We start from the raw sequence: 21723 nt of genomic DNA on the forward strand, positions 1-21723 counted from the left end.
CGCGATGCCGATCGTTGATCGCGCTTCGATATTTTGCATCTTCTTGTGACGAATACCGCCTCATAGCATGCCGGCGAAGGATCTAGAGAACATGGAGAAGGAGACAGACAATGACAACAAGTCCACCTTTGGCGGTGCTTCGCCGCATGCAGGTCAAGACGTGAAGCGCGACGACCCGCAATCGACGACGGCAGCACCGATGCATCTGGTGCGCTGGGGAACCGATGGCCCTTGCGTCGTGTTGGTACACGGCAGTGCACAAGGCAGCGCGCTGGGCGGCGATAGTCACTTTTCAAGGCAGCAGGGCCTCGCCCAGCGTGGCTGGCAACTGCTCGTGCCCGATCGTCCGGGGCATGGGCGCAGTCCTGACCCAGGGCGGCCGGACGATGCCACGCTGGACGGTGAACTTGTGGCGCAACTGCTTCCGGGAGAAGGCGCTCACCTGGTGGGCCATTCCTACGGCGGCTGTGTGGCGCTGGATGCAGCGATGCGCGATCCGTCCCGCGTTCGATCGCTGACGCTGATTGAGCCGGCCATGGCTGCGCTGGCCATGAATCGGCTGGAGGTGTTGCGCTTTGGGTTGCGCATGGTGAGCACGTTGGTTTTCAGCACATCGCCCATTGCGCGCATCGAGGGCTTTATCCGCCTGGTAAACATTCCGCCCGAGGTTCGCGGCGGCTCAAGCCCTGCAGAACTCGAACGCATGGGTGATGCCATCAAGCGGCTTCGGCTGCCGTCCGGGAAGACGCTTCGGCGGCAACTCGAAACCTTGCGCGCCGCCGGCGTGCCGATGTTGGTGGTGTCGGCGGGGTGGAGCCGTGCGTTCGACATCGTGTGTGACACCGTTGCTGATGTGGGCGGTGGACGACGCCTCGACATCGCGACGCCACATCACTTCCCACAGTTGGTCTCAGACAAGTTCAACGATGCGCTCGACGCTTTCATGCGAGAGAGCGATGCTCGTCCCACTTCCAAGCCCACCGCCAGATGATGAAGTTGATTTTCTCCTCCCCATGGGTCTGCCGGCTCGGCGTTGCGTTGTGTGTGGCGCCGGCCATTTCAACGGCAGCAGCATCGAGCGGCCCGAGCGCATGGGTGCTTGAACGTGTGACCGTCGTGGATGTCAAGACCGGCAACCTGTCGCCCGGAATGAGTCTGCTCATCGAAGGCGGAAAGATCGCGCGCATCGCTTCGGCCGCCAGCATCGCACGTGGGAGCGACATCGTTCGCGTGGACGGTGCTGGCCGATTCGTCGTGCCGGGCTATCTCGACATGCACGCGCACCCGCTCAACGCGCCCGACCCGAGACCTTCGCTCAAGCTGATGCTCTCCAATGGCATCACGGGCTATCGACAAATGTCCGGATCGCCAGAACTGCTGCGCGCTCGTCAAGAGAAGAAGCTGGAGTTCGACGACAGCCCAGCTCTGCTGGCCATGCCGGGCACCATCCTGACCGATGCGTTGGCGCCGACCCCGGATGCCGCACGTGGTCAGGTGAAAAAACAGAAAGCCGACGGCGCCGACTTCATCAAGACGGTGGGGCTGAGCAGCGCCAATTTCTACGCCGCTGGTGCCGAGGCCCAAGCCCAGGGCTTGCCGTACGTCGGCCACATGAACATGGATGTGGATGTGCGCCAGGCGGCTCGCGTCATGCGGTCGATCGAACACCTCGGCCCCATGGAGGTGATGTTGTTGGGCTGCTCGAGTGAAGAGCCTGCGATTCGCGATGGCATGGCGCATGCCCACGTTGAGCCGCCGCAGATTGGCCCGCCTTCGACACCGCAGGCGCAGGCGGCGATAGCGCGCATGATCGCGAACCCGGCCATGAACGTGAAGCCGCATCAGTTTGCAAACATGCGCCGCGTGATCGACAGCTTTGATGCCACGCGCTGCGGCGAACTGGCCCGCGAGCTGATCAAGGACGGTGCTTGGCAGGCGCCGACGCTGATCCGCCTGCGAACCATGGAGCTTGCGGATGATCCCGCATACCGTGGCGATGCCAACCTGCGCTTCATGCCTGTGCCCGTGCAGCAGATGTGGCGCGAACTGAGCGCGCAGTTCGGCCAGCGCATCTCGCAAGTAGATCGAGACACGTATCGGCGCTTCTTCGCACTTCAGTTGCGCTTCGTGAAGCTGCTGCAGGATTCGGGCGTTCCGCTGCTGGCGGGCAGCGACGCCGGCGGCTCGATCTGGGTCGTGCCCGGTTTCTCGCTGCATCAGGAGTTCGACTTGCTCGAAGCCGCTGGCCTCACGCCGCTGCAGGTGCTGCAAAGTGCCACGATCAACGGTGCGCGTTTTCTTGGGCGCGAGGCTCACTTGGGCTCGGTGGAAGCTGGCCGCACCGCCGACCTGGTGCTGCTGGACGACAACCCGCTGGGCAGCGTGGCCAACCTGCATCGCATTGCTGGCGTGGTGCGCTCAGGCCACTACTACGATGCCCCTGCGCTACATCGACTGCAGGCGACAGCGCTGCCCTGATCGAAGACCACTGAAACAACAACACGGAGACGAGACGCATGAATACCAACCTGCCCGATGCCACGCGGAATACGTCGCTCTTCGGCGGACTGTCGGGGCGCTTTCGAAAGCCTGCTGCGCCATTGCAGCCCAAGACGCCGCTGGTCGTCGCCATTCACGGCGGCACCTACACCTCGGCCTACTTTGATGTGCCGGGTGCTTCTCTGCTGGACCGCGCCGAGGCGAACGGCATTCCGATCGTGGCGCCGGACCGCCCCGGCTACGTCGACAGCGCTATGCTGCCCGGTGCCGAGGGCACGATCGGCGGGCAAGCGACGGCGTTGACCCATGCGCTGCACGACGCCTGGACGCACTTTGGCGAGGGCACCTGCGGCATGGTGCTGATCGGCCACTCGATCGGCGGTGCCATCGCCGCCACGATCGCCAGTGATCCGCGCGGCTTGCCGCTGATCGGCTTGGCCGTTTCGGGCGTTGGCATGCTCACGCCACCCGAGCATCAGCCGATGTGGGAAGCGCTGCCCGACCTGCCCATCGTCGAGATCCCGGCCGAGGCCAAGGCCGGCTTCATGTTCGGCCCCGAAGGCAGCTTCGACCCCGGCATGCCGGCGTTGTCGACCAAGGTGGCCGGTACGGGAGCCCCCAGAGCGGAACTGGTGGACATCGTCAGCACATGGAGCGCGCGTGCACCGTCGGTGCTGGGCCGGATCACCGTGCCTGTGCACTACCGCCAAGCCGAAATTGACCACCTGTGGATCTGCGGCCGGCGCCAGGTCGATGACTTCGCCCATGCGCTAAGCGCCGCAGCGCGCGTGGACGCCGCCATGGTGGCCGGCACCGGCCACTGCATGGACTTCCACCACGTCGGTCGCTCGCTGCAATTGCAGCAACTGGCCTTCGCGCTGCAGTGCGCGGCGCAAGCGCCACCGCGCTAGCGCCTTCCCCGTGCGCCGCGCCGGCGCAGAGCACCCGTTCAGCCATCACCCGCGCCTCAGGGGCGCGGGGCGGGTGCGTCCGCGTCCGCATGCGGGCCCAGTTTTCCTTTTCCTGAAACCACAAGACCCAAGAGACAAGCCCATGAAGATGAGAAAGAAAGTGATCGCCGCGTCGCTGACGCTGCTGGCCCTTGCGAACGCCGCTTCCGCGCAATCGTCGGTCACGGTGTTCGGCATTGTCGATGTCGGCATCAGCCGCTACAACCTCAAGAGTGACAACGTCGGTGCCGTCACACCTGCAAGGCCGCCTTCAACCTCGCTCAAGCAAACGGCGATGACCAGCGGCAACTGGGTGCCGAGTCGCTGGGGCTTCAGGGGCACGGAAGACCTGGGCGGCGGTTACTCGGCTGGCTTCTGGATCGAGCAGTCGCTGAACGTCGACGACGGCGGTCAGCCGCTCTATGCGCGTCGTACGACGGTGAGCCTGGCCGGACCCTTCGGCGAATTTAGACTGGGCCGCGACTTGTCACCCACCTTCTGGGCGGACACCGTCACCGATCCATTCCTCAATAGTGGCGTCGGTGCCAACCTGATCGGCATGGTCAATGCCCGCCTTGCGATCTTCACCGCGCTGCCCGGCGGTGGCTTGCTGGCGGGGCCCAATGGCGGGCCGGCGAACTACATCTTCGTCAACAACATGGTCAGCTACTTCACGCCGAATTCGCTGGGTGGCTTCTATGGACATCTCGCCATGAACTTCCCGGAGAACGTGAAGAACACGGCGGTGCCCGACACGCCTTCGAAGCGGGGTCAGTTCTACGGCGGACGCGTCGGCTATGCGAACAAGGCGCTGGATGTGGCGGTGAGCTACGCCGTCAGCACCGCGCTCGATGCCGCGCCTCCGTACGCCGTGCCGATCACCGACACGAAGATCTCCACCACCAACCTGACGACCACCTACGACCTGGGCTTCGTCAAGCTTGCGGGCGAACTCTCTCGCGCCACCAACGACTCCCGGTTCGCACTGCCGGGCGCGGCCGCGCAGAGCAGCGCCGACTATGACGGCGCGATGCTTGGGGCCACTGTCCCGATCGGCGCGGCTCGCCTCAAGGGAAGCTACGGTTACGTCAAATACCGCACCGACGCACCTGGCCTTTCCCCGAATCAACAGGATACGGTCGCCAAGAAGCTGTCTCTCGGAATGACTTATCACCTGTCAAAGCGAACCTTGCTCTACGCAACCGGCAGCTATATCCGCATCGACGAAGGCCAGAACAACGCCAACGTGATGGGCGTTCCGCCGCAGCCGACTGGGGCGTTCTCTGCGGCCACAGGCTATGCGCCGCGCTCGGCCACCGGCTACGAACTGGGTGTGGCCCACACGTTCTGAGGCAATGCCAAGGGAAGGGCGGCCTTGTGTCGGACCTGCTTGACGCGGGCAAGCCCAGCCCGCGTCGCCGCGCTCAATCGCCCAGGAGCGAGCCGCGGATTCCCGAGACGGGAAGTTGCTCGCGGCGCGGCAAAAGGTCGGCCTCGGTTTCGCCAGCCTGAAGACGTCGCAACATGTCTTCCGGATCGAACTCCACGCCGATGGGATTGACCTCGAAGTTGGGCCCGTACATGAACGTGTTGGCGTCGTCGTTGCTGGCGAAGCAGTCGGCCTGGAACTCCATCTGATTGCCGTCGGGATCGGCGTAGTACAGCGACACCGTGATGCCGTGGTGGATGCACCAGTAGGGCGTGATGGCCTTGCCCTTCAGCTCGACGTACTTGTGCATCAGCTCGGTCAGACTGCGGTAGCCATAAGCCACATGGTCCATGCCGGGTTGGCCGCGCGGGGCGCGCGCACTCGATTCGCCCTTGATGATCGACAGGTTGAGCAGCGCCACCCGATGGTGCTCGTCGTCGTAGGTCACGAAGGCGATCACCGGGTTCTGGTATTGCACCTTGGCGTTGAACACCTTCACGTACCAGGCGAGCATGGTGTCGAACTGATAGGTGCGATACACGATGTGCGCAAACGTCTTGGGCCGAATGGCTTCTTCTTGCATGGCTTGTCTCCTCGTCGTGCCAATGGTGGGGAGCGCCTAGACGACCTGCTGGCGCTGTGTGCCCAGCGGGCCCGCGCTCAGGGTCATGACGTCGCCTCGGCGCAGGAACACCGGCGTAGGCTTGATGCCCAGGCCAACGCCTTCAGGCGTGCCCGTGATCACCACGTCTCCCGGCAGGAGGGTCATGAACTGGCTCAGGTGCGCAACGATCTCGGCCACGGGGAAGATCATGTCGGAGGTGTTGCTGCGCTGACGCACTTCGCCGTTGACGCTCAGTTCCAGAGGAATGCCCTGCGGGTCGGGCAGTTCATCGGTGGTCACCAGCCACGGTCCGATGGGGCCGAAACCATCAAAGCTCTTGCCCTTGCCCCATTGGCCACCTCGCTTGATCTGCCAGTCGCGCTCGGAGACGTCGTTGGCCAGGCAGTAGCCGGCCACGTGCGACAGCGCGTCCGCCACGGCCACGCTGCGTGCCGTGGTGCCGATCACGAAGCCGAGCTCGATCTCCCAGTCGCCGGCTTCGGAGCCGGGCGGAAGTTTCACTTCGTCGTCTGGGCCCGCCAGCGATGTCAGGGCCTTCGTGAACACCACTGGCTCCTTGGGAATCTCAAGCCCCGCTTCCTGGGCGTGCTTGCGGTAGTTCAGTCCAATGGCGACGAACTGGCGGATGCCTGCGACCGGAACACCCAGCCGCGTGCCGGGTGCCACGGTGGGCATTTGCGTGAGGTCGATCGCACGCAGTGCGGCAAGGCGTTCTGGCGCCAACCACTCGGGGGTCCAATCGCTCACCAGCAAAGAGAGGTCGCGTACTTGGCCCTGCGCGTCCAGTACGCCAGGCTTTTCTTGGCCCATGGGACCGTGTCGGAGCAGTTTCATGATGTTCTTTCACCTAGGGTTTGAAATTCGATGTGGCTAAGGTGGCCGTTGAAGAGTTCGACGGCTGCCAGCACGCGCGGGCGCAAGGCCTTTCGCTCATCGCTCGCCAGCATTCGCTGCGCATCTTCAAGACCGGCAAACTCGACCAGAACTTGCAGCGCGATGCCGGGCGGCGAGTCTTCGAGCCTGACGGGCCACAGGCCGCGCACCGCTCGCACGCCAGGCATGGCACGCATGGCAGGCAGCAGTTCGCTTTCGATCAGGTCGTGAAACTGGCGGTCGGCACCCGGCTTGGGCGCGCCGATCCAGTAGGCGGAACGCAAATACATTGATGTCTCCTTGGAAGCAGACATGGTGTATTTGCGCCAGCGATAGGAAAAGATGCGAATTGCGCACGGCCGATGCGCTTTGGGTATCGGTCGTCAGACCCCGACGTAGGTGTGCAGCAGTTCGGGTTGCGCCTTCAATTGAGCCGAAGTGCCGCTCCATTCCACGCGCCCCTTGGCGACGATGAAGTGCCGATCCGCAAGCCGCAGTAGCGGACCGATGTTCTTGTCGATCACCACCAGGGCCAGGCCGCTCGCCTTGAGTTCGCCCAGGCATTGCCAGATTTCTCCGCGCACGAGCGGAGCAAGGCCTTCCGTGGCCTCGTCGAGGATCAGCAGGCGCGGGTTGGTCATCAGCGCACGGCCGATTGCCAGCATCTGCTGCTCGCCCCCCGAAAGGTTGCACGCCAGGTTGCGCTCTCGATCGGCCAGACGTGGAAACATGGCGTACACGCGGGCCAACGTCCAGGGCTGCGTGCCGCCTGCGCGGTTGGCTGCGGTGGCCATGAGGTTCTCGCGCACGCTCAGGTTGGGAAACACGCGGCGACCTTCCGGCACGAGGCCGACGCCCGCGCGTGCCACCTGGTGCGCGGGCCGGCCCGTCATGTCGATGCCGCCCAGTCGAACCGCGCCGCTGCGCGGCGCCATAAGTCCGGTCAGGGTCTTGATGGTGGTGGACTTGCCCATGCCGTTGCGGCCCAGCAGCGTGACCACCTCACCGGCCTCGACGTCGAAATCCATGCCGAACAGCACCTGGCTGGCGCCGTAGGCACTCTCCAGCGCACGTACTTCCAATAGCTTCAAAGCACTTCCTCCTCGTCGCCCAGGTAGGCGCGGCGCACTTCGGGGTCATTGCGGATCTGCCCCGGCGTGCCGCTGGCGATCGGGCGGCCGTACACCAGCACCGTGATGCGGTCGGCCAGGGCAAACACCGCGTCCATGTCGTGCTCCACCAAGACCATGGCATGCTGGCCGCGCAGCGAGCGCAGCAACTCGACCATCTCGGCCGACTCCTTCTGGCTCATGCCGGCCATCGGTTCGTCCAGCAACATGAGCCTGGGCTTGAGCGCCAGGGTCATCGCCAGTTCCAGTTGTCGACGAGCCCCGTGGGCCATCGATGCGACGCGTTGCGTGGCCACGGGGGCCAAGCCCACTCGCACCAGCAGCGCGTGTGCCGGCTCGACGAGCGAGGCGTCGTCGCGAACTGGCTTGAAGATGCCAAAGCTGCGGCCGCTGGCGCTTTGCACGGCAAGCATCACGTTCTCGAGCGCAGTGAAGTCCGGAAACACCGAAGTGATCTGGTAGCTGCGCGCCATGCCCAGTGCCACCCGGCGCTGGATGGAGGCGTGCACCATGTCTTCGCCGTCAAGGACGATGCTGCCAGCGTCGGGACGCAGTTCGCCCGAGAGCTGGTTGATCAGCGTGGTCTTGCCGGCGCCGTTCGGGCCGATGATGGCGTGCACCTCGCCAGGCGCGACATCGAGGTCGAAGCCGTCGGTCACGCGCAGGCCGCCGAAGCGCTTGGCCAGCCCACGCACCTGCAGCAGGGAGCTGGATGGCTTCATGGTTGCTTCTCCTCACGCTGCTGCAGCCAACCGTACAGGCCCTGCTTGAGCGAGAGGGTGGCCAACACCACCACCAAGCCCAGGACGCCCAGCCAGTGGGTGGAAACCAGTGACCTCAGCCCCTCGGGCAAGCCCCAGGCGCCGGAGGAAAGAACTTCTTCCATCGACAACCAGGCGACCGCGCCCACGACCGGGCCCATCAGGCTTCCCGCTCCGCCCAGCACGATCATGAGGATCAATTCCCCCGACACCGACCATTGCATGTACGAGGGCGAGACGAAACGAGCCAGGTTGGCTAGCAGCATGCCGGCCAGCACGCACACCAGCGCAGAGATCACGTAGGTCGCCAATCGGGCGCGCAAGGTCTGGAAACCCAGCGCCCGCATGCGGCGCTCGTTGGTCTTGCAGCCGCGCAGCACCATGCCCAGGCGCGCGTGGATGAGACGGTGAAATGCGAGCAGCGTCGCGCACAGCACCGCGAGGATGACGTAGTAGAGCACCACATCGTTGCCCAGGTCGAGCAAGCCGAAGTCGCTGCGCATGGGCAATGCATAGCCGTCGTCGCCGCCGTACTGCTTCAGGCCCACGGCGGCAAAGTACATCATCTGCGCGAAGGCCAGCGTGATCATGATGAACCCGATGCCGCTCACGCGCAGGCACACCAGGCCGATCAACGTGGCCAGCGCCGCGCCCGCGCCAAGCGCGACGGCCAGGTGTATCCAGCCGTTGGTGATGCCGTGGAAGGACAGGATGCCCACGGCGTAGGCACCCACGCCGATGTACAGCGCATGGCCAAAGCTGACCATGCCGCCGAAGCCGACGATCAGGTTGAGACCGAGCGCTGCGAGGGCGAAGATCATCATGCGCGACACGAGCGTCATCGTGTACGACTCGCCGGTGGCGAGCGAAAGCAGCGGCACGCCCGCCAGTCCGGCAAGAAGCACGGTGGCAAGGATCGCGCGAAGGCCGGGCGCACGGCGCACGACGGTGCCGGTGGCGGGTGGCGCCAGGCTCGGGCCGGGCGCGGTCAGGGTGATGTGCTTAGCCATGCTTGACCGGAAAGAGTCCTGTCGGTCGCAGTGCGAGCACCGCGGCCATGAGAAGGTAGATGAGCATCGAGGCCAGGGCAGGCCCGGCGTTCTGTGCGAACGAGCGTTCGACCACCTCGCGGAGCAGGCCTGGGAGGAAGGCCCGACCGATCGTGTCGACCACGCCGACGATCAGCGCGCCGTAGAACGCGCCGCGGATCGAGCCGATGCCGCCAGTGATAAGCACCACCAGCGCGAGGATGAGGATCGGCTCGCCCATGCCCGGTTGCACCGTCAGGAGCGGGCCGGCCATGAGCCCGGCTAGGCCCGCGAGCGCCGCACCGACTGCGAACACCAGCGCGCTCACCAGTGCGTTGTTCACGCCCAGTGCCGAGAGCATCTGCGGATCCGAGGCGCCAGCGCGGATCAGCATGCCGGCGCGGGTGCGGTGGATCACCGCATAGAGCGCCACCCCCACCAGCAAGCCCACCACGATGATGGCGAAGCGGTACGCCGGATAAACCAGCGAGCCGATCTGGATCGTGCCGGCCAGCGCCGGCGGCACGTCCATGAAGACGGGCGCCTGGCCCCAGAAGAAGCGCGCCAGTTCGTTGAAGATGAGGATCAGCCCGAACGTGCCCAGCACCTGGTAGAGGTGATCGCGCTGATACAGGCGCGCGAGCACCGCGCGTTCCACCAGCACGCCCACCGCCAGCGTGCCGCCGATGGCCGCGAGGGCCGCCAGCGTGAAGGACTGCGTGGCCGAGTAGGCCGTCGCCGCGAAGTACGCCCCCGTCATGAACAGCGAGCCATGCGCCAGGTTGACGAAATGCATGATGCCCAGGACCAGCGTGAGTCCGGCCGAGAGCAGGAACAGCAGCACGCCCAGTTGCAAGCCGTTGAGTGCCTGCGCAAGAAAGAGGGTTGTGTTCATGTCGATGCGTGCTCCTGACGCAGTGAACGGCGAAAGAACTTCGCGTAGTCCTCTGCGCTGGGCCGGTAAGGTGCGCTCAGGTTGAAGTGGCTGCGTGCCGCGGCGTCTGCCAGCGCCTGCACATTCGGCGCCGCGTAGCCCAGTTCGGCCAGAGTCGTCGGAAGCCCCAGGTCGCGCATCAGCGTGGCGATGCCTTGTGCCAGCGAAGCCGCAGCCGGCAGGCCGAAGGCGGCGTTGACGGCTGCCATGCGGCCAGGCACGTGCGCGGCGGTGGCGTCAAGGGTGGCGACCAGGCCGATGCCGCTGAGCACGCCATGGTGAAAGCCCTGGTCACTGCAGGTCAGCGCCATGGAGTGAGCAGGACCAAGCCCCATGCCGATCGAGATGCCACCCGCGAGCGCCGCGAGCAGCATCTGGCCGCGTGCCGTAACGTCGTCGCAATGCTCGACGGCCTGCCGCAGGTGGCGCACCACGCGCTCGATGCCGTGGAGCGCCATGGCCTTGCCCAATGGTTGATCGCGCTCGGACAAGTACCCCTCGATGCAGTGCGAGAGGGCATCGATGCCCGTGGCCGCGGTCAGGCGCGGCGGAAGGCTGACGGTCAAGTCGGGGTCGAGTAGTGCCATCCGAGGCACCAAGTGGCGCGAGTTCATGCCCAGCGATGGTGTGGTGACATCGGGATGCAGGCCTGCTGAAGGAGAAGCCTCGCTTCCCGTGCCGGCGGTGGTTGGCACGGCGATCAATGGCGCGGCGGCACTGTGCGCGGCATTCGGCACCCCGACGTAGTCGGCCGTGCAACCAGCGTTGGTGGCGAGCAGCGCGATCACCTTGGCGGTATCGATGACCGAGCCGCCACCCACCGCGACGACGGCGTCGCAGCCGTGTTGCCGGTAGCAGGCAGCGCCGGCGTCAGCGTCGGCGAAGAGCGGGTTCTCGGTGACTGCGTCGAACAGCACTGCCCGCGCGCCCACGTCGCAGGCTGCCTGCACCCGCTGTGCAATGCCAGCGGTGGTCAGTCCGCGGTCGCTCACCACCAGCGGCCTGCGTACGCCGAGCGCGGCAAGCTCGGCCGCAAGGTTGCCCAGCACGCCGGCGCCGAACAACGTGCGCGGCAGGTGCAGGGCATTCGTGGAAGCATTCACAGCGGGTACTGGCGCTTGGCCTGGCTGACGGTCACGAGGTTCAGGTCGCTGAACATGTCGATGGCCCAGCGGCCAAAGCGCGCCCAGCCGCTGTCCTTGACCCCACCGAATGGAATTTGCGGCTCACCACCCATGGTCGGGCCGTTGACGTTGACCATGCCTGCCTGCACCTGTGCCCCTAGTTGTACGCCGTGCCAGACGTCGGTCGTCATGACCGATGCCGACAGGCCGTAGGGTGTGGCGTTGGCACGGGCGAGCGCCTCTTGTTCGTCGTCGAAGGGTTCGACCAGTACCACCGGGCCAAACAATTCCTCGCAATGGATGGGCGCGTCGGGAGGCACGTCGACCAGCACCGTGGGGTCGACACATCGGCCGCGGGGGGCGTTGCCCGTGAGTCTCCGGGCACCGCGCGCCACTGCGTCGTCGATACCCTGCTGCACGCGAGCCAGCGCCCGGTCGTTGATGAGCGGTCCCAAGCGTGTTGCCGGGTCGGCGGGGTCGCCGGCGCGCAGGGGCGATGTTCGCTCGACGAAGCGGTCGAGAAACGCCGCGTACAGCGAACGGTGCACCAGGATCTTGCGGGTGTTCATGCAGATCTGGCCCTGGTGGAAAAAGGCCGCGAACACGGCCGTGTCCACGGCATAGGCAAGATCGGCGTCGGCCAGCACGAGCATCGGGTTGTAGCCGCCGAGCTCAAGTGCGATGCGTTTGAGCTTGGCGCCAGCGCGTGCGGCCAGTTGAGCACCCGTAGCGGACGAGCCGGTGAAGTTGTAGGCGCGGACCTTGGGGCTGTCGAAGAGCCGATCGGCCACGGGGCCGACCTCGCCCGGTGCGTGTGTGACGACGTTGAGCACGCCCGGCGGAAGGCCTGCCTCGTGGAACACCTCGCCCATCAGCAGGCCCGCACACACCGGCGCGTCTTCCGAAGGCTTGAGTACCACCGTGTTGCCGGCCGCCAGCGGCGCGACCACGGTGCGGAATCCCAAGGCGAGGGATCCATTCCATGGCGAGATTCCCGCCACCACACCCAACGGCCTGCGCACTGCCATCGCAAACACGCCAGGCGTGTCGGACGCCACGATTTCACCGCCGGGCAGGTAGGGATAGCCGGCCGCCTGGCGCAGCAAGCCCGCGGCCCATTGGATCTGGAAGCGGGCGAACGGCGCGGCGCAGCCGGTTTCAAGCGCCAACAGCAACACCACCTCGTCGGCGCGGCGCTCAAGCACCGTGGCGGCAGCCAGGAAGATGGCCTGCCGCGCACGTGCCCCCATCGCAGCCCATGCGGGAAATGCTTCGTCGGCCGCGTCGATGGCACGCTGCGTATCGGCCGCACTGGCCGCCGGAATGCGCGCGAAGAGCTCGCTGCTATAGGGATTGAAGTCGTCGAAGGTGCGGCCGGCCTCGGCCTCGACCCACTGGCCCGCGATCAGTTGGCGGTATGCGCGGGGTTCGTAGGCGGCGGAGGCGGGGGCGGTGGTCGTGGTCTGGTTCATGGCAATGCGAACAATGGGAGAAGAGGGCAGCGCCTACTGCATGGCGCACTTGGCGTGATAAGCGTCCTGGTAGTTCTTCAACGGCGTGGCCACGGTTTTCAGGCTGACGCGGCCCTTTCTGTCCTTGGCCACCTCGAAGGCGTACCAGTCGTTGATCGGAAAGTTGTTATTGCCAAAGCGCAGGCGTCCACGCACCGATTTGTCGCTGCCCTGCTTGAGTGCGGACATGAATGCCTTCTTGTGCTCCACGTTGCCCTTCACACGGCTGATGGCGGTGTCGAGCAGCAATGCCGAGTCGTAGCCCTGGGCGGCGAAGTTGGAGGGAATGCGCCCGTAGCGCTTCTCGAAGGCATCGGCGAATTGGTGGCTCACCGGGTTGTCGATGTCCGGGCCCCAGAAGTGCACGGACTGGATGCCCAACGCCGATTCCTTCAAGGCTGGCAGCGTCGTCCCGTCAGCCATGCCCACGGTCACCAGTGGCACCGACTTGAGCAGCCCGGCCTGCTGGTACTGCCGGATGAAGTTGACGCCGCCGCTGGGCACGAAGGCAAACACCGCGTCGGGCTTATCGGCGCCGATCTGCGTGAGCTCAGCCGAAAAATCCGGCTGAGTCACACCTGGATAGATCTCGTCGATCACCTGGCCCTTGTAGAAGCGCTTGAAGCCCGCCACGGCATCCTTTCCAGCCTGGTAGTTCGACGCCACCAGCAGCATGCGCTTGTAGCCCTTGTCGTTGGCGTACTGGCCCGCGGCCTCGGCCCAGCCGTCGTTCTGCCACGAAGCGATGAAGCGGTAGGGCGAGCACTGCGCACCGGCAAGCTCGGAGGGGCCTGCGTTGGCACCGATCAGGAAGACCTCCTTTTCGGCGATCACGCGTTGCACTGCCATCATGACGTTGGAGCCGGCCACGCCGGTGATGATGGCCACCTTGTCCTTCTCGATGAGCTTCTGGACGATCTGGTTGGCCACCTCGGGCTTGAACTGATCATCCTGCTTGATGATTTCAACCGGTACGCCGCCAAGTTTCTGGCCGGCCTGTTCCACACCCAGCATGAAGCCGTCGTACATGTCCTGGCCGAGCGGGCCGATGGGGCCAGAAAGCGTCGTTAGGTAGCCGATGCGGATCGGTGCCTGGCTTGCGGGCTGTGCCAGCGAGTGGAAGGAAAGGGCGGTGCCCACCAGTCCGAGCGCGATGCCGGCCAGCGGTTTTCGCAGCAGTTGCAACAACATGAGTCTCCTTGTCTTCGGGGCGATGCCCGGTCTTGTGCGTGCCGATTGCATGAGGTCGAAGCCAGCATGAAATCGGTCGCAAGCGTAGGAGTGACGACCTTTGCGCAAAAGATGCGGAAATGGTGGGAGCGATAGTAGGTGGGTATCGCCCGCGGCGGCGGTCAGGCCTGCATTCGAGCTGGCGTGTTCGGGCGTGGCCTCAGCCTCGCGAAGAATGGGCTGTGCACCTTGCCATCAGGTACCGGCGACCCCATGAACCGCAGTCCGCTCGGCATCCTGCGCAGTCCAGTAGTCCCACTGGCGTTCCGCGACGCGCCCTGCCCAGGTGGCCCGCGCCGCGCATTGCTCTTCGGTGAGCGCCGGCTGATCGCCGCAACCGGCCTGCAGCACCGCCAGCTCGATGCGCGCCGCATCCTCCAGGAAGATGGCCAGCGTGAGCGCCTGCGCGGCATCTGCGCCCGCCACCACAGCGCCGTTGACCGAAACGACGATGCCCGGGCTCATGCCCATGGTGCGCGCGACACCTTCAGCCGCAGCATCGTTGCGCACCAGGTTCGGGTCTGGCCAAAAGGGTACTTGCGCCGAGAAATAGGCGCCGAAGCCGTGGCGCGGCCGTGGCGTGCGCCCCAGTGCCGCGAGGGCCAGGATGCTGGGGGAGATGAAGCGCACGATGGCGTTGGCATCGGGCCGCAGGCGATACACCTCGCGATGCATGCGCACTTCGCCCAGCACACCATCGGGCAGCGGTGCATCCAGTCGTACCACGCTGCCTTCGTCGGAGGGCGTGATCAGCCCCATCGGCTTGGGCGCGCAGACAAGAAAGGAAGCGGCGTCAAGCCTGACGCTGCAGTGGCCGTAGGCGGTGGTGAGCCCTGCGCGATCGCAGGCGCGTGCGAGAAGGCGCACTTCGCGCTGCCGGATCGCCAGGTCGTCAATCATGGAGTAATCAGTTCTTGGTGGCGCTTCGGCGCCGGGGCGTGGGTTCTTCGCCTTGCGCCAACGCGTTCTGCTTCACGCGCCGCGCGATGGTGAGCTTGCGGTTGACGGCAGACGGCGCATCCGGATGCGGAATCAGGTTGTGGCAGACCTCGCGCAGGGTGCGCAATGTCACGTGCAGGTCTTCTGCGGAGATGTCCTTCAGGCTCAGCCGTTCGACATGACGCGCCTTAGGGGCCAACTCGTCAACGAGCGCTCGTCCCGTAGGCGTGCGCACCAATTGCGAAGCGCGTTTGTCCAGCATTGATTGGCTTCGCTCGACCAAGCCTTGCTTCTCCAACTGCACGACGGACCGTGAAAGGTACGAAAGCTCGGAGCCCGTGTGGTTGGCCAACTCGCTCAGCGACTGCGGCTCCGACTGGCTCAGCGCGGCCAGAATGCGCCATGCCTGCAGGCTGACGCCGCCTTGCTTCAAGTCATCATCGAAGCGCGCCGCGATGAGTGCCGCCGCCCGGTTGAGCAGGTAGCCGATGGAGTTTTCGAGGTCGTAGCGACCTTTGGTGGCAGGCGTGCGCTGGGACATGGAAGGTGGCTTCTTGGCGGAGGACTCCAAGTCTAGGTCAGCAAGGTTCGGCGACGACCCGGTTCTCCAGGGTGCCGATGCCATCGATTTGCGCGCGCATCACGTCGCCGGCCTTCAGGAAGCTTGGCGGGTCCATCGCCACGCCAACGCCGGAGGGCGTGCCCGTGGCCAGCAGGTCGCCCGGCTCCAGGGTGAAAGCGGCCGAAAGATGCGCGATCTGCGCAGCGATGTCATGGATCATGTTGCCGGCCACGTCGTCCTGGCGCAGTTCTCCATTCACCCACAGGCGCAGGCGCAGCGCTGCCGGGGTAGGGACTTCGTCCGGGGTCACGATCCATGGCCCAGTGGGGCCAGTGGTGTCGAAGGACTTGCCGATCGTCATGGTCTGGCTGCGCAACTGCCAATCGCGCACCGAGACGTCGTTGCCCACCATGTAGCCGGCGATGACCGAAGCCGCATCCTGTGGCTGCACGTGGCGGCAGCGCTGGCCGATCACCACACACAGTTCCACCTCGTAGTCCAGTTGCTCGGAGACGCGCGGAAGGTGAACGTCGCCGTCGGGACCATTGATGCACGACACCTGTTTGTTGAACCAAACCTGCGTGGGCGGCGTGTGCACGCCCACCTTGGCCGCCTCGGCAACGTGTTTGCGATAGTTCATGCCGATGGCGAGGAACTTCGACGGGTTTGGCACCGGCGCCAAGAGGCGCGCAGCCGCGAGTGGCACCGCGTTGCCGGCGGTCACCTTGGAGGCGCGCGCACGCTCCATGGCTTCGGCCCCGCCTTGCAGTAGTTCGAGCATGGTGGAAGGCAGCTGCGCATCTGCACGGGGCAAGTCGACAATGGTGTCTTCCACGATCTTGCCGATGGAAGTGCGGCCGTCGTGGCGAAAGGTGACGAGTTTCATGGATCGCTGTTCTGTGAAGAAGAAAATAAAGAGTCAATGCGCCACCGGGTCGGCACCAGCTCGTCTCGCCGGAGTCGAGCCAACGCCCGCGGCCGGATATGGATAGGCCCGCGGCATCTGCAGCATGGCAATCGCCGCGCCCACCAGGACGACGAAGAAAGCCATCAGCGTGGGCCGGTACGAGCCGAAGACGTCAAAGGTCGCGCCCATGGCAAAGGGGCCGATTGCCGCGCCCACGGTGAAAATGGCGAACAGGTAGCCGTACACCTGCCCGAAGGCGCGAAGGCCGAAGTAGCGGCTTTGCAGGTAGCCGATCAGGTCCACTTCCGCTCCAAGGCCGAGCCCGACGAGAACCGCGCCGGTGGCGGTCACCGCGATGTCGGAGCTGGAGAGCAGTACGAGCACGCCCAGCGCCGGCATCGCGATGAAGGCGACGGCCACGTAGGGCCCGTGAAAGCGGTCGAGGAACCAGCCGCACAGCAGACGCCCCACGATGAGCGATGGCCCAATCGCGCCGAACACCGCCACCGCGCGCTCGGCCGGAATACCGCGGTCGGTCAGCAGCGCCACCAGGTGGAAGATGATGCCGTTGGCCACCACCGGGATGCAGGTGAACACCACCGCGAGGATCCAGAAGCTGCGGCTGCGCACGACCGTGTGCGCATCCAACCCTGGAAGCAGCGCGGCCGCGTGGGCGCCGGTGCCGACGGTGCCGCGCACGTTCGGCTCGCGCAAGAACAAGCCGACCGCAGGGAAAGCGATGGCGAACACGGTGATGCCCAGGGCGAGGAAGGCGCCGCGCCAGCCGAAGTGTTCCAGGTACACCTGCGAGAGCTTGGGCACCAGCGCGGCGCCCAGGCCGACGCCGGTCATGGCTACGCCCAGCGCGATGCCGCGGCGATGGTCGAAGGCGGCGGCGATCGACTTTGCATAGGGCAGGGGGGCCTGGCCCGCGCTGAACAGGCCGACCACGCAGAACATGGCGCAGAACACCAGCGCCGCGGCTGGCGCGAGCGCCATGGCAGCAGTGGCCACCGCGAACAACGCGATCGCCGCCAGCGTCACGCGCTTGATGCCGTGCCGGTCGATCAGGCGCCCAACGAAAGGCGTGGCGATGGCCGCGCAGAGTGTGCCGATGCCCACGGCCGCCGACGGGATGGTTCTCGGCCAGCCGAACTCGGCCATGATGGGCTTCATCAGGACCGAGGTAGAGAACTGAAGGATCGTGACGTTTCCGACGATCAGGCCGAGCACCGACCCGAACACGATCCACCATGGGTTGCGAAAGACTTTCATGCTTGTCTCCTCACGTCTTGTTGATTGAAGGCTGGCAGGAACTAGGCGCCGTGTCCGAGAAAGCGCCCGGCATGGAAAAGCAAGGGTTCGCGCTCCGCATGGGCGAAGCGCTCGACCCGGCCGATGAAGATGACGTGGTCGCCGCCATCGACCATCGATGCCTTGCGGCATTCGAAGCGCGCCAGCGGATCGCGGATCACCGGCACATTGCCCAGGCCTGGCTCGAACTCGTCGCGAAAGGCGGCGAACTTGTCTTCCGCCGGGCGCGCGAAGTGCATGGCCAGCGCATGCTGGTGATGGGCCATGACGTGCACGGCGAAATGCTCGGCTTGTTCGAATGCGCGCAAGCTCGGCGCCATGCGGCCCAGGCACCACGCGACGAGCGGCGGGTCCAGCGACACCGAGGTGAAGGAATTCACCGTCAGCCCGGCGGCCTGGCCGCCGGCCGTGCGGGTGGTGACCACGCATACGCCGGTAGCGAAGCGCCCTAGCGCCGTGCGCAGCTCGCGCGGGTCGATGGCGGCGTCACCCGGCGCGGGCCGCGCGGCAGCCGCCACGGCCGCATCGAAGGAATCGTTCGCGGCGGTCCACCATGCCAGCTCGGCCTCGAGCATCTCGCGCCCAGTGAGTTCGGGTGTGCTCATGCGCCCTCCGAGACAAGGTCGGGCGTGCTGTTTGGCCCGGCGCCGGTGAAGCAGCGGGGGTCGCGCTCGGAGCCCCAAGCGTCCAGCCACTCCGGGCGGAGCGGCAGTTCGCGCGCCTCGCGCGCATGCTCCTCGGGGAAGGCCTCCATGCCGAAGCTGTACTCCATGGTGAGCCGGTCCGGATCGAGGAAATAGAGGAACACGCTTTCCGAGGCCGGATGACGCCCTGGCCCGAACACCACCGGCGACTGCGCCTTGCGCAACCGGGAAAGCGCGCGGCCGATGTCGTCGATTTCCGAAACCATGTAGTTCACGTGGTGCAGGCTGTGGCTGGTCGACTTGGCGATGCCGATGCCGTGATGCCACGGGTTGGGCCACACGCGCATGAAAGTGACCATCTCGCCGACGGCGTCGGACACGCGAAAGTTCAGCACGTCGCGCCAGAAGGCAATCGCTTCCTTGGGCTTCGGCGTGTTGAACACGACATGGCCCAGACGCTGGATGCGCGCCACGCTGGGCAGGAAAGGACGGGCTGCGTCTGCGAGTGGAAGATAGAACTCGATGACGGCGCCCACCAGCGGTTCGTAAACGCGCACCGCGCGCTGCTGCATGTGGCGGGCGCAAAGTGAAGGCGACACGTCCTGCACTTGGAGACCTGCTTGCTCGAGGCGCGCACGCAGGGGGGCGAACTGCGCTTCATCTTCCAGCGCAAAGCCTGCGACGCGAAGGCCGGCGCTCGCCGCTTCGTGCAGCACCACGTTGTGATGATCGTGGTCGCAACGCAGAAGCAGTTCGCCGTCCGCGCCGATGGCTACAAACTGCAGGCCAACGACCTCCTCGTAGAAGCGGCGAGCGCGCGCAAGATCTGTGACATTCAACTCGACGCGGCCGAACTTGCGGAATCGGATCATGTTCGTTGCTCCTGATTGCGCGCTCAGAACTGGCCGCGCGGCGGCAGACCCAGGCGCAACTGGCCCACCATGGTGGAGACGGCGTTCCAGTTGACGCTGATGTGGTGCGCTACGGCATTGACGTCGCGCCAGGCGCGCTGGATGCCGCTGTCCAGGTGGATGCCCGTTCCGCCCACAACGTCGTACAAGCCGTTGACGGCTTGCACGCACAATTTCACCGCGTAGGCATGGCCGCGGCGGAACTCGATGCGCTGTTCCTTGGAGATCTTCTCGCGTGCGGCGCTGAACTCGGTTGCCGCGCGCAGGTCGCGCTGAAGGATCAACTGCGCGGCATCCACCGCGGCTTCGGCTTCTGCCACGGCTGTCTGCACATGGCCGAATTGCGCAATCGTGGAACCTCCGCCGGCAAACGCGCCGCGCGTAGCCCGGGTGGCGACGCTCTCGACGAATTCGTCCAGCGCGCCCTGCAGCGCAGCGATTGCCGGGTTGGCCAGCAACGGGGGAAAGCCGCTGAGGAAGGGGATGCGAAATAGCGCACCATCGTTGACCAGCGCGCCGGGCGCCTGCTGTTCCAACACGTCGGCAAAGCTCACGCTGCGATGCGCGGGCACGAAAACGGCCTCTTCGACGGCGATGTCCTTGCTGCCGGTGCCGGCCAGGCCGACGGTGTGCCAGGTGTCGATGATCTGGTAGTCGGAGCGCGGCAACAGCAGGTACATGGGACGTGGCGGCTTGCCGTCACCCTCGTCGACCAGGCTGCCCAGCGCGAGCCACGAAGCGTTGTCGCAGTTGCTTGCGAAGCTCCATCGTCCTTGCAAGCGATAGCCGCCGTCGGCGCGCGTGGCCTTTCCAGTAGGCGCGATGCATGCGGCCAGCAGCGTGTCAGGGTCTTGGCCCCAAACGTCTTCCTGAGCTTCGAGCGGAAACATGCCCAGGGTCCATGAGTTGGCGGCGCTCAGGCCGTAGCACCAACCCGTGGAAGTGCAGCCGCGGCCAACTTCGAATGCGAGTTGGCGCAGTTCTTCCAAGCTGAGTTCATGGCCGCCGAAGCGGCGTGGCTGCACGGCGCGATAGAGGCCGGCGTCCTTGATCAGGGCCGTCACTTCCGCGCTCACGCGGCGCTCGCGCTCGGTCTGCTGCGCACGCCCGCGCACAAGCGGAGAGAGCTTGCGCGCGCGCTCCAGCAGCTCGTTGAACTCGGGCCGCTCGGCGCGGGCAGGAAAAGTGGCGCGGCTGGGGCGCTCAAGGGTGGCTACTTCAGTGTTCATGGGGTCTCCGTGCGATGAGGGGTGGCGGCAAGCGCATGCGATTTCAGGCCGACTTCCTCGTAGCCGCCGCCCGACTCATCGGGCCACTCGACAGCGACTTTGAAGGCGGGGCGTTGCGCCAGCTGGTCGTACCAGCGAGCGACGTTGGGGCGCGTCGACTGCGACCAGTACCGTCCTGCGCCGAGGGCGTACAGCCGGTACATGTAGGGCGCCAAGCAGATGTCCGCGAGCGAGAAGGTTCCGACGATCCATCGACGCCCGTCACCTTCGGGAGCGAAGTCTGGCGATGCAAGCACGGCCTCGACCTTGTCGAGCAGAACCTGGATTTCCTGTGCGCATTTCGCCAGTTCCTGCTCGTCGATCTCGCCACGCAGCGCACGGCCGTGCATGTCGTTCAGGAAGCGAGACGGCCGCTTGTCGACATGCGCCCGCAGAATGTCTTCGCTCCAGCGCAGGCGCAGCTTCGGCAGGATGTACTTCACGAGCGTGAGCTTCACGATGGGCGTGAAGCTGTCGTCGCACATCCTGATGAATTCGCGCATGCGGGCACGGGCAAGGGCGTCGGCGGGCACGAGTGCGGGGCCGTCGAACGCTTCGTCGATGTACTCGTTGATCACCAGCGATTCGCGCACCGGCACGCCGTTGTGCACCAGCGTGGGAACCACGCCGTCTGGGTTCAGGGCGAGGTAGTCGGGCTGTAGCTGCTCGAACCTGAACAGGTCGACGTAGCGGCTGGTCCATTCGACTTTCTTTTCCTCGAGCGCCATGCGCACGCGCACCGAGCACACGGAACTCCAGAAGTGATGCAGCTCCACCATTGGCCGTCTCCTTGACTGTTTGCGTCTTCGCGACTGTGCGATGACTGCAGTTGTGAGGCGGTGAATTGCAACATCAAAAGGTTGTTTAAGCAACCGTCATGACGCGCATCAGAACCCGTGGAAACCCTTGTGATGGTGCTGGCTGGAGGCATGGGGCGCCAACACTGGGCGGTGCGCAGTGCACTTCCTGGCGGGAGATTTCGAACGGCGGATTGACTGCGAAGCAGCGGTTGCGAACCGCCCGTTGTTCTTGCGGTGGGGCGCGGTGCCGCTCAGTTCGCGGACTTCGACGAGGCCGCCGTCGA

22 protein-coding genes are annotated in these 21723 nt (G+C 65.5%); 4 read left to right on the top strand and 18 right to left on the bottom strand.

The window, feature by feature from the left end; translation table 11 throughout:
- Nucleotides 1–67: 67 nt before the first annotated feature.
- From QTH91_RS07915 to QTH91_RS07930, 4 genes are all read left to right on the top strand, one after another.
- Nucleotides 68–991, top strand: a complete 924-nt coding sequence (locus tag QTH91_RS07915) for an alpha/beta fold hydrolase (RefSeq protein ID WP_286659437.1) — start codon at nucleotides 68–70, stop codon at nucleotides 989–991.
- The gene (locus QTH91_RS07920; protein ID WP_286659438.1) at nucleotides 988–2478 is read left to right on the top strand and encodes an amidohydrolase family protein; all 1491 of its coding nucleotides are present in this window, start codon (nucleotides 988–990) and stop codon (nucleotides 2476–2478) included. The genes QTH91_RS07915 and QTH91_RS07920 overlap by 4 nt, the downstream gene beginning before the upstream one ends.
- A gap of 38 nt (nucleotides 2479–2516) precedes the next feature.
- On the top strand, nucleotides 2517–3410 hold the full coding sequence (locus tag QTH91_RS07925) for an alpha/beta hydrolase (RefSeq protein ID WP_286659439.1): 894 nt from the start codon (nucleotides 2517–2519) through the stop codon (nucleotides 3408–3410).
- 142 nt (nucleotides 3411–3552) lie between these two features.
- Nucleotides 3553–4800 (top strand): porin, encoded by a 1248-nt coding sequence (locus QTH91_RS07930; protein ID WP_286659440.1) that lies wholly within the window; start codon nucleotides 3553–3555, stop codon nucleotides 4798–4800.
- 73 nt (nucleotides 4801–4873) lie between these two features.
- Here the strand turns inward: QTH91_RS07930 and QTH91_RS07935 are convergent, their stop codons facing one another.
- The 18 genes from QTH91_RS07935 to QTH91_RS08020 form a co-directional block, all read right to left on the bottom strand.
- Complete coding sequence (locus QTH91_RS07935) at nucleotides 4874–5461, bottom strand: VOC family protein (protein WP_286659441.1); 588 nt, start codon at nucleotides 5459–5461, stop codon at nucleotides 4874–4876.
- A 36-nt stretch (nucleotides 5462–5497) separates the two neighbouring features.
- Nucleotides 5498–6337: a fumarylacetoacetate hydrolase family protein gene (locus QTH91_RS07940; RefSeq protein ID WP_286659442.1), complete on the bottom strand. Its 840-nt coding sequence runs from the start codon at nucleotides 6335–6337 to the stop codon at nucleotides 5498–5500.
- Nucleotides 6334–6666 carry a hypothetical protein gene (locus QTH91_RS07945; RefSeq protein ID WP_286659443.1) on the bottom strand — a complete coding sequence of 111 codons (333 nt, stop codon included), beginning with the start codon at nucleotides 6664–6666 and terminating at the stop codon, nucleotides 6334–6336. The genes QTH91_RS07940 and QTH91_RS07945 overlap by 4 nt, the downstream gene beginning before the upstream one ends.
- Before the next feature lie 93 nt (nucleotides 6667–6759).
- Nucleotides 6760–7467 carry an ABC transporter ATP-binding protein gene (locus tag QTH91_RS07950; protein ID WP_286659444.1) on the bottom strand — a complete coding sequence of 236 codons (708 nt, stop codon included), beginning with the start codon at nucleotides 7465–7467 and terminating at the stop codon, nucleotides 6760–6762.
- The gene (locus QTH91_RS07955; protein WP_286659445.1) at nucleotides 7464–8228 is read right to left on the bottom strand and encodes an ABC transporter ATP-binding protein; all 765 of its coding nucleotides are present in this window, start codon (nucleotides 8226–8228) and stop codon (nucleotides 7464–7466) included. The genes QTH91_RS07950 and QTH91_RS07955 overlap by 4 nt, the downstream gene beginning before the upstream one ends.
- Nucleotides 8225–9277, bottom strand: coding sequence for a branched-chain amino acid ABC transporter permease (locus QTH91_RS07960; protein ID WP_286659446.1), 1053 nt, complete (start codon nucleotides 9275–9277; stop codon nucleotides 8225–8227). Before QTH91_RS07960 ends, QTH91_RS07955 begins: the two co-directional genes overlap by 4 nt.
- Nucleotides 9270–10190, bottom strand: a complete 921-nt coding sequence (locus QTH91_RS07965; protein ID WP_286659447.1) for a branched-chain amino acid ABC transporter permease — start codon at nucleotides 10188–10190, stop codon at nucleotides 9270–9272. The genes QTH91_RS07960 and QTH91_RS07965 overlap by 8 nt, the downstream gene beginning before the upstream one ends.
- Nucleotides 10187–11332: an iron-containing alcohol dehydrogenase gene (locus tag QTH91_RS07970; RefSeq protein ID WP_286659448.1), complete on the bottom strand. Its 1146-nt coding sequence runs from the start codon at nucleotides 11330–11332 to the stop codon at nucleotides 10187–10189. The genes QTH91_RS07965 and QTH91_RS07970 overlap by 4 nt, the downstream gene beginning before the upstream one ends.
- Nucleotides 11329–12825: an aldehyde dehydrogenase family protein gene (locus tag QTH91_RS07975; protein ID WP_286659449.1), complete on the bottom strand. Its 1497-nt coding sequence runs from the start codon at nucleotides 12823–12825 to the stop codon at nucleotides 11329–11331. Before QTH91_RS07975 ends, QTH91_RS07970 begins: the two co-directional genes overlap by 4 nt.
- Before the next feature lie 33 nt (nucleotides 12826–12858).
- Entirely contained in the window at nucleotides 12859–14055 is a 1197-nt protein-coding gene (locus tag QTH91_RS07980) for an ABC transporter substrate-binding protein (protein WP_286659450.1), read from the bottom strand.
- A 234-nt stretch (nucleotides 14056–14289) separates the two neighbouring features.
- Complete coding sequence (locus tag QTH91_RS07985; RefSeq protein WP_286659451.1) at nucleotides 14290–14994, bottom strand: class II aldolase/adducin family protein; 705 nt, start codon at nucleotides 14992–14994, stop codon at nucleotides 14290–14292.
- Nucleotides 14995–15001: 7 nt separating this feature from the next.
- Nucleotides 15002–15574: a MarR family winged helix-turn-helix transcriptional regulator gene (locus QTH91_RS07990; RefSeq protein WP_286659452.1), complete on the bottom strand. Its 573-nt coding sequence runs from the start codon at nucleotides 15572–15574 to the stop codon at nucleotides 15002–15004.
- A 37-nt stretch (nucleotides 15575–15611) separates the two neighbouring features.
- Complete coding sequence (locus QTH91_RS07995) at nucleotides 15612–16481, bottom strand: fumarylacetoacetate hydrolase family protein (protein WP_286659453.1); 870 nt, start codon at nucleotides 16479–16481, stop codon at nucleotides 15612–15614.
- 33 nt (nucleotides 16482–16514) lie between these two features.
- On the bottom strand, nucleotides 16515–17777 hold the full coding sequence (locus QTH91_RS08000; RefSeq protein WP_286659454.1) for an MFS transporter: 1263 nt from the start codon (nucleotides 17775–17777) through the stop codon (nucleotides 16515–16517).
- A gap of 41 nt (nucleotides 17778–17818) precedes the next feature.
- Nucleotides 17819–18421, bottom strand: a complete 603-nt coding sequence (locus tag QTH91_RS08005) for a flavin reductase family protein (RefSeq protein WP_286659455.1) — start codon at nucleotides 18419–18421, stop codon at nucleotides 17819–17821.
- Nucleotides 18418–19332, bottom strand: coding sequence for a VOC family protein (locus tag QTH91_RS08010; RefSeq protein WP_286659456.1), 915 nt, complete (start codon nucleotides 19330–19332; stop codon nucleotides 18418–18420). The genes QTH91_RS08005 and QTH91_RS08010 overlap by 4 nt, the downstream gene beginning before the upstream one ends.
- A gap of 23 nt (nucleotides 19333–19355) precedes the next feature.
- Nucleotides 19356–20600 carry an acyl-CoA dehydrogenase family protein gene (locus QTH91_RS08015; protein WP_286659457.1) on the bottom strand — a complete coding sequence of 415 codons (1245 nt, stop codon included), beginning with the start codon at nucleotides 20598–20600 and terminating at the stop codon, nucleotides 19356–19358.
- Nucleotides 20597–21418 carry a glutathione S-transferase family protein gene (locus QTH91_RS08020; RefSeq protein ID WP_286659458.1) on the bottom strand — a complete coding sequence of 274 codons (822 nt, stop codon included), beginning with the start codon at nucleotides 21416–21418 and terminating at the stop codon, nucleotides 20597–20599. Before QTH91_RS08020 ends, QTH91_RS08015 begins: the two co-directional genes overlap by 4 nt.
- Nucleotides 21419–21723 lie beyond the last annotated feature (305 nt).

This window comes from Variovorax dokdonensis (assembly GCF_030316895.1).
Taxonomy (GTDB): Bacteria; Pseudomonadota; Gammaproteobacteria; order Burkholderiales; family Burkholderiaceae_C; genus Variovorax; species Variovorax dokdonensis.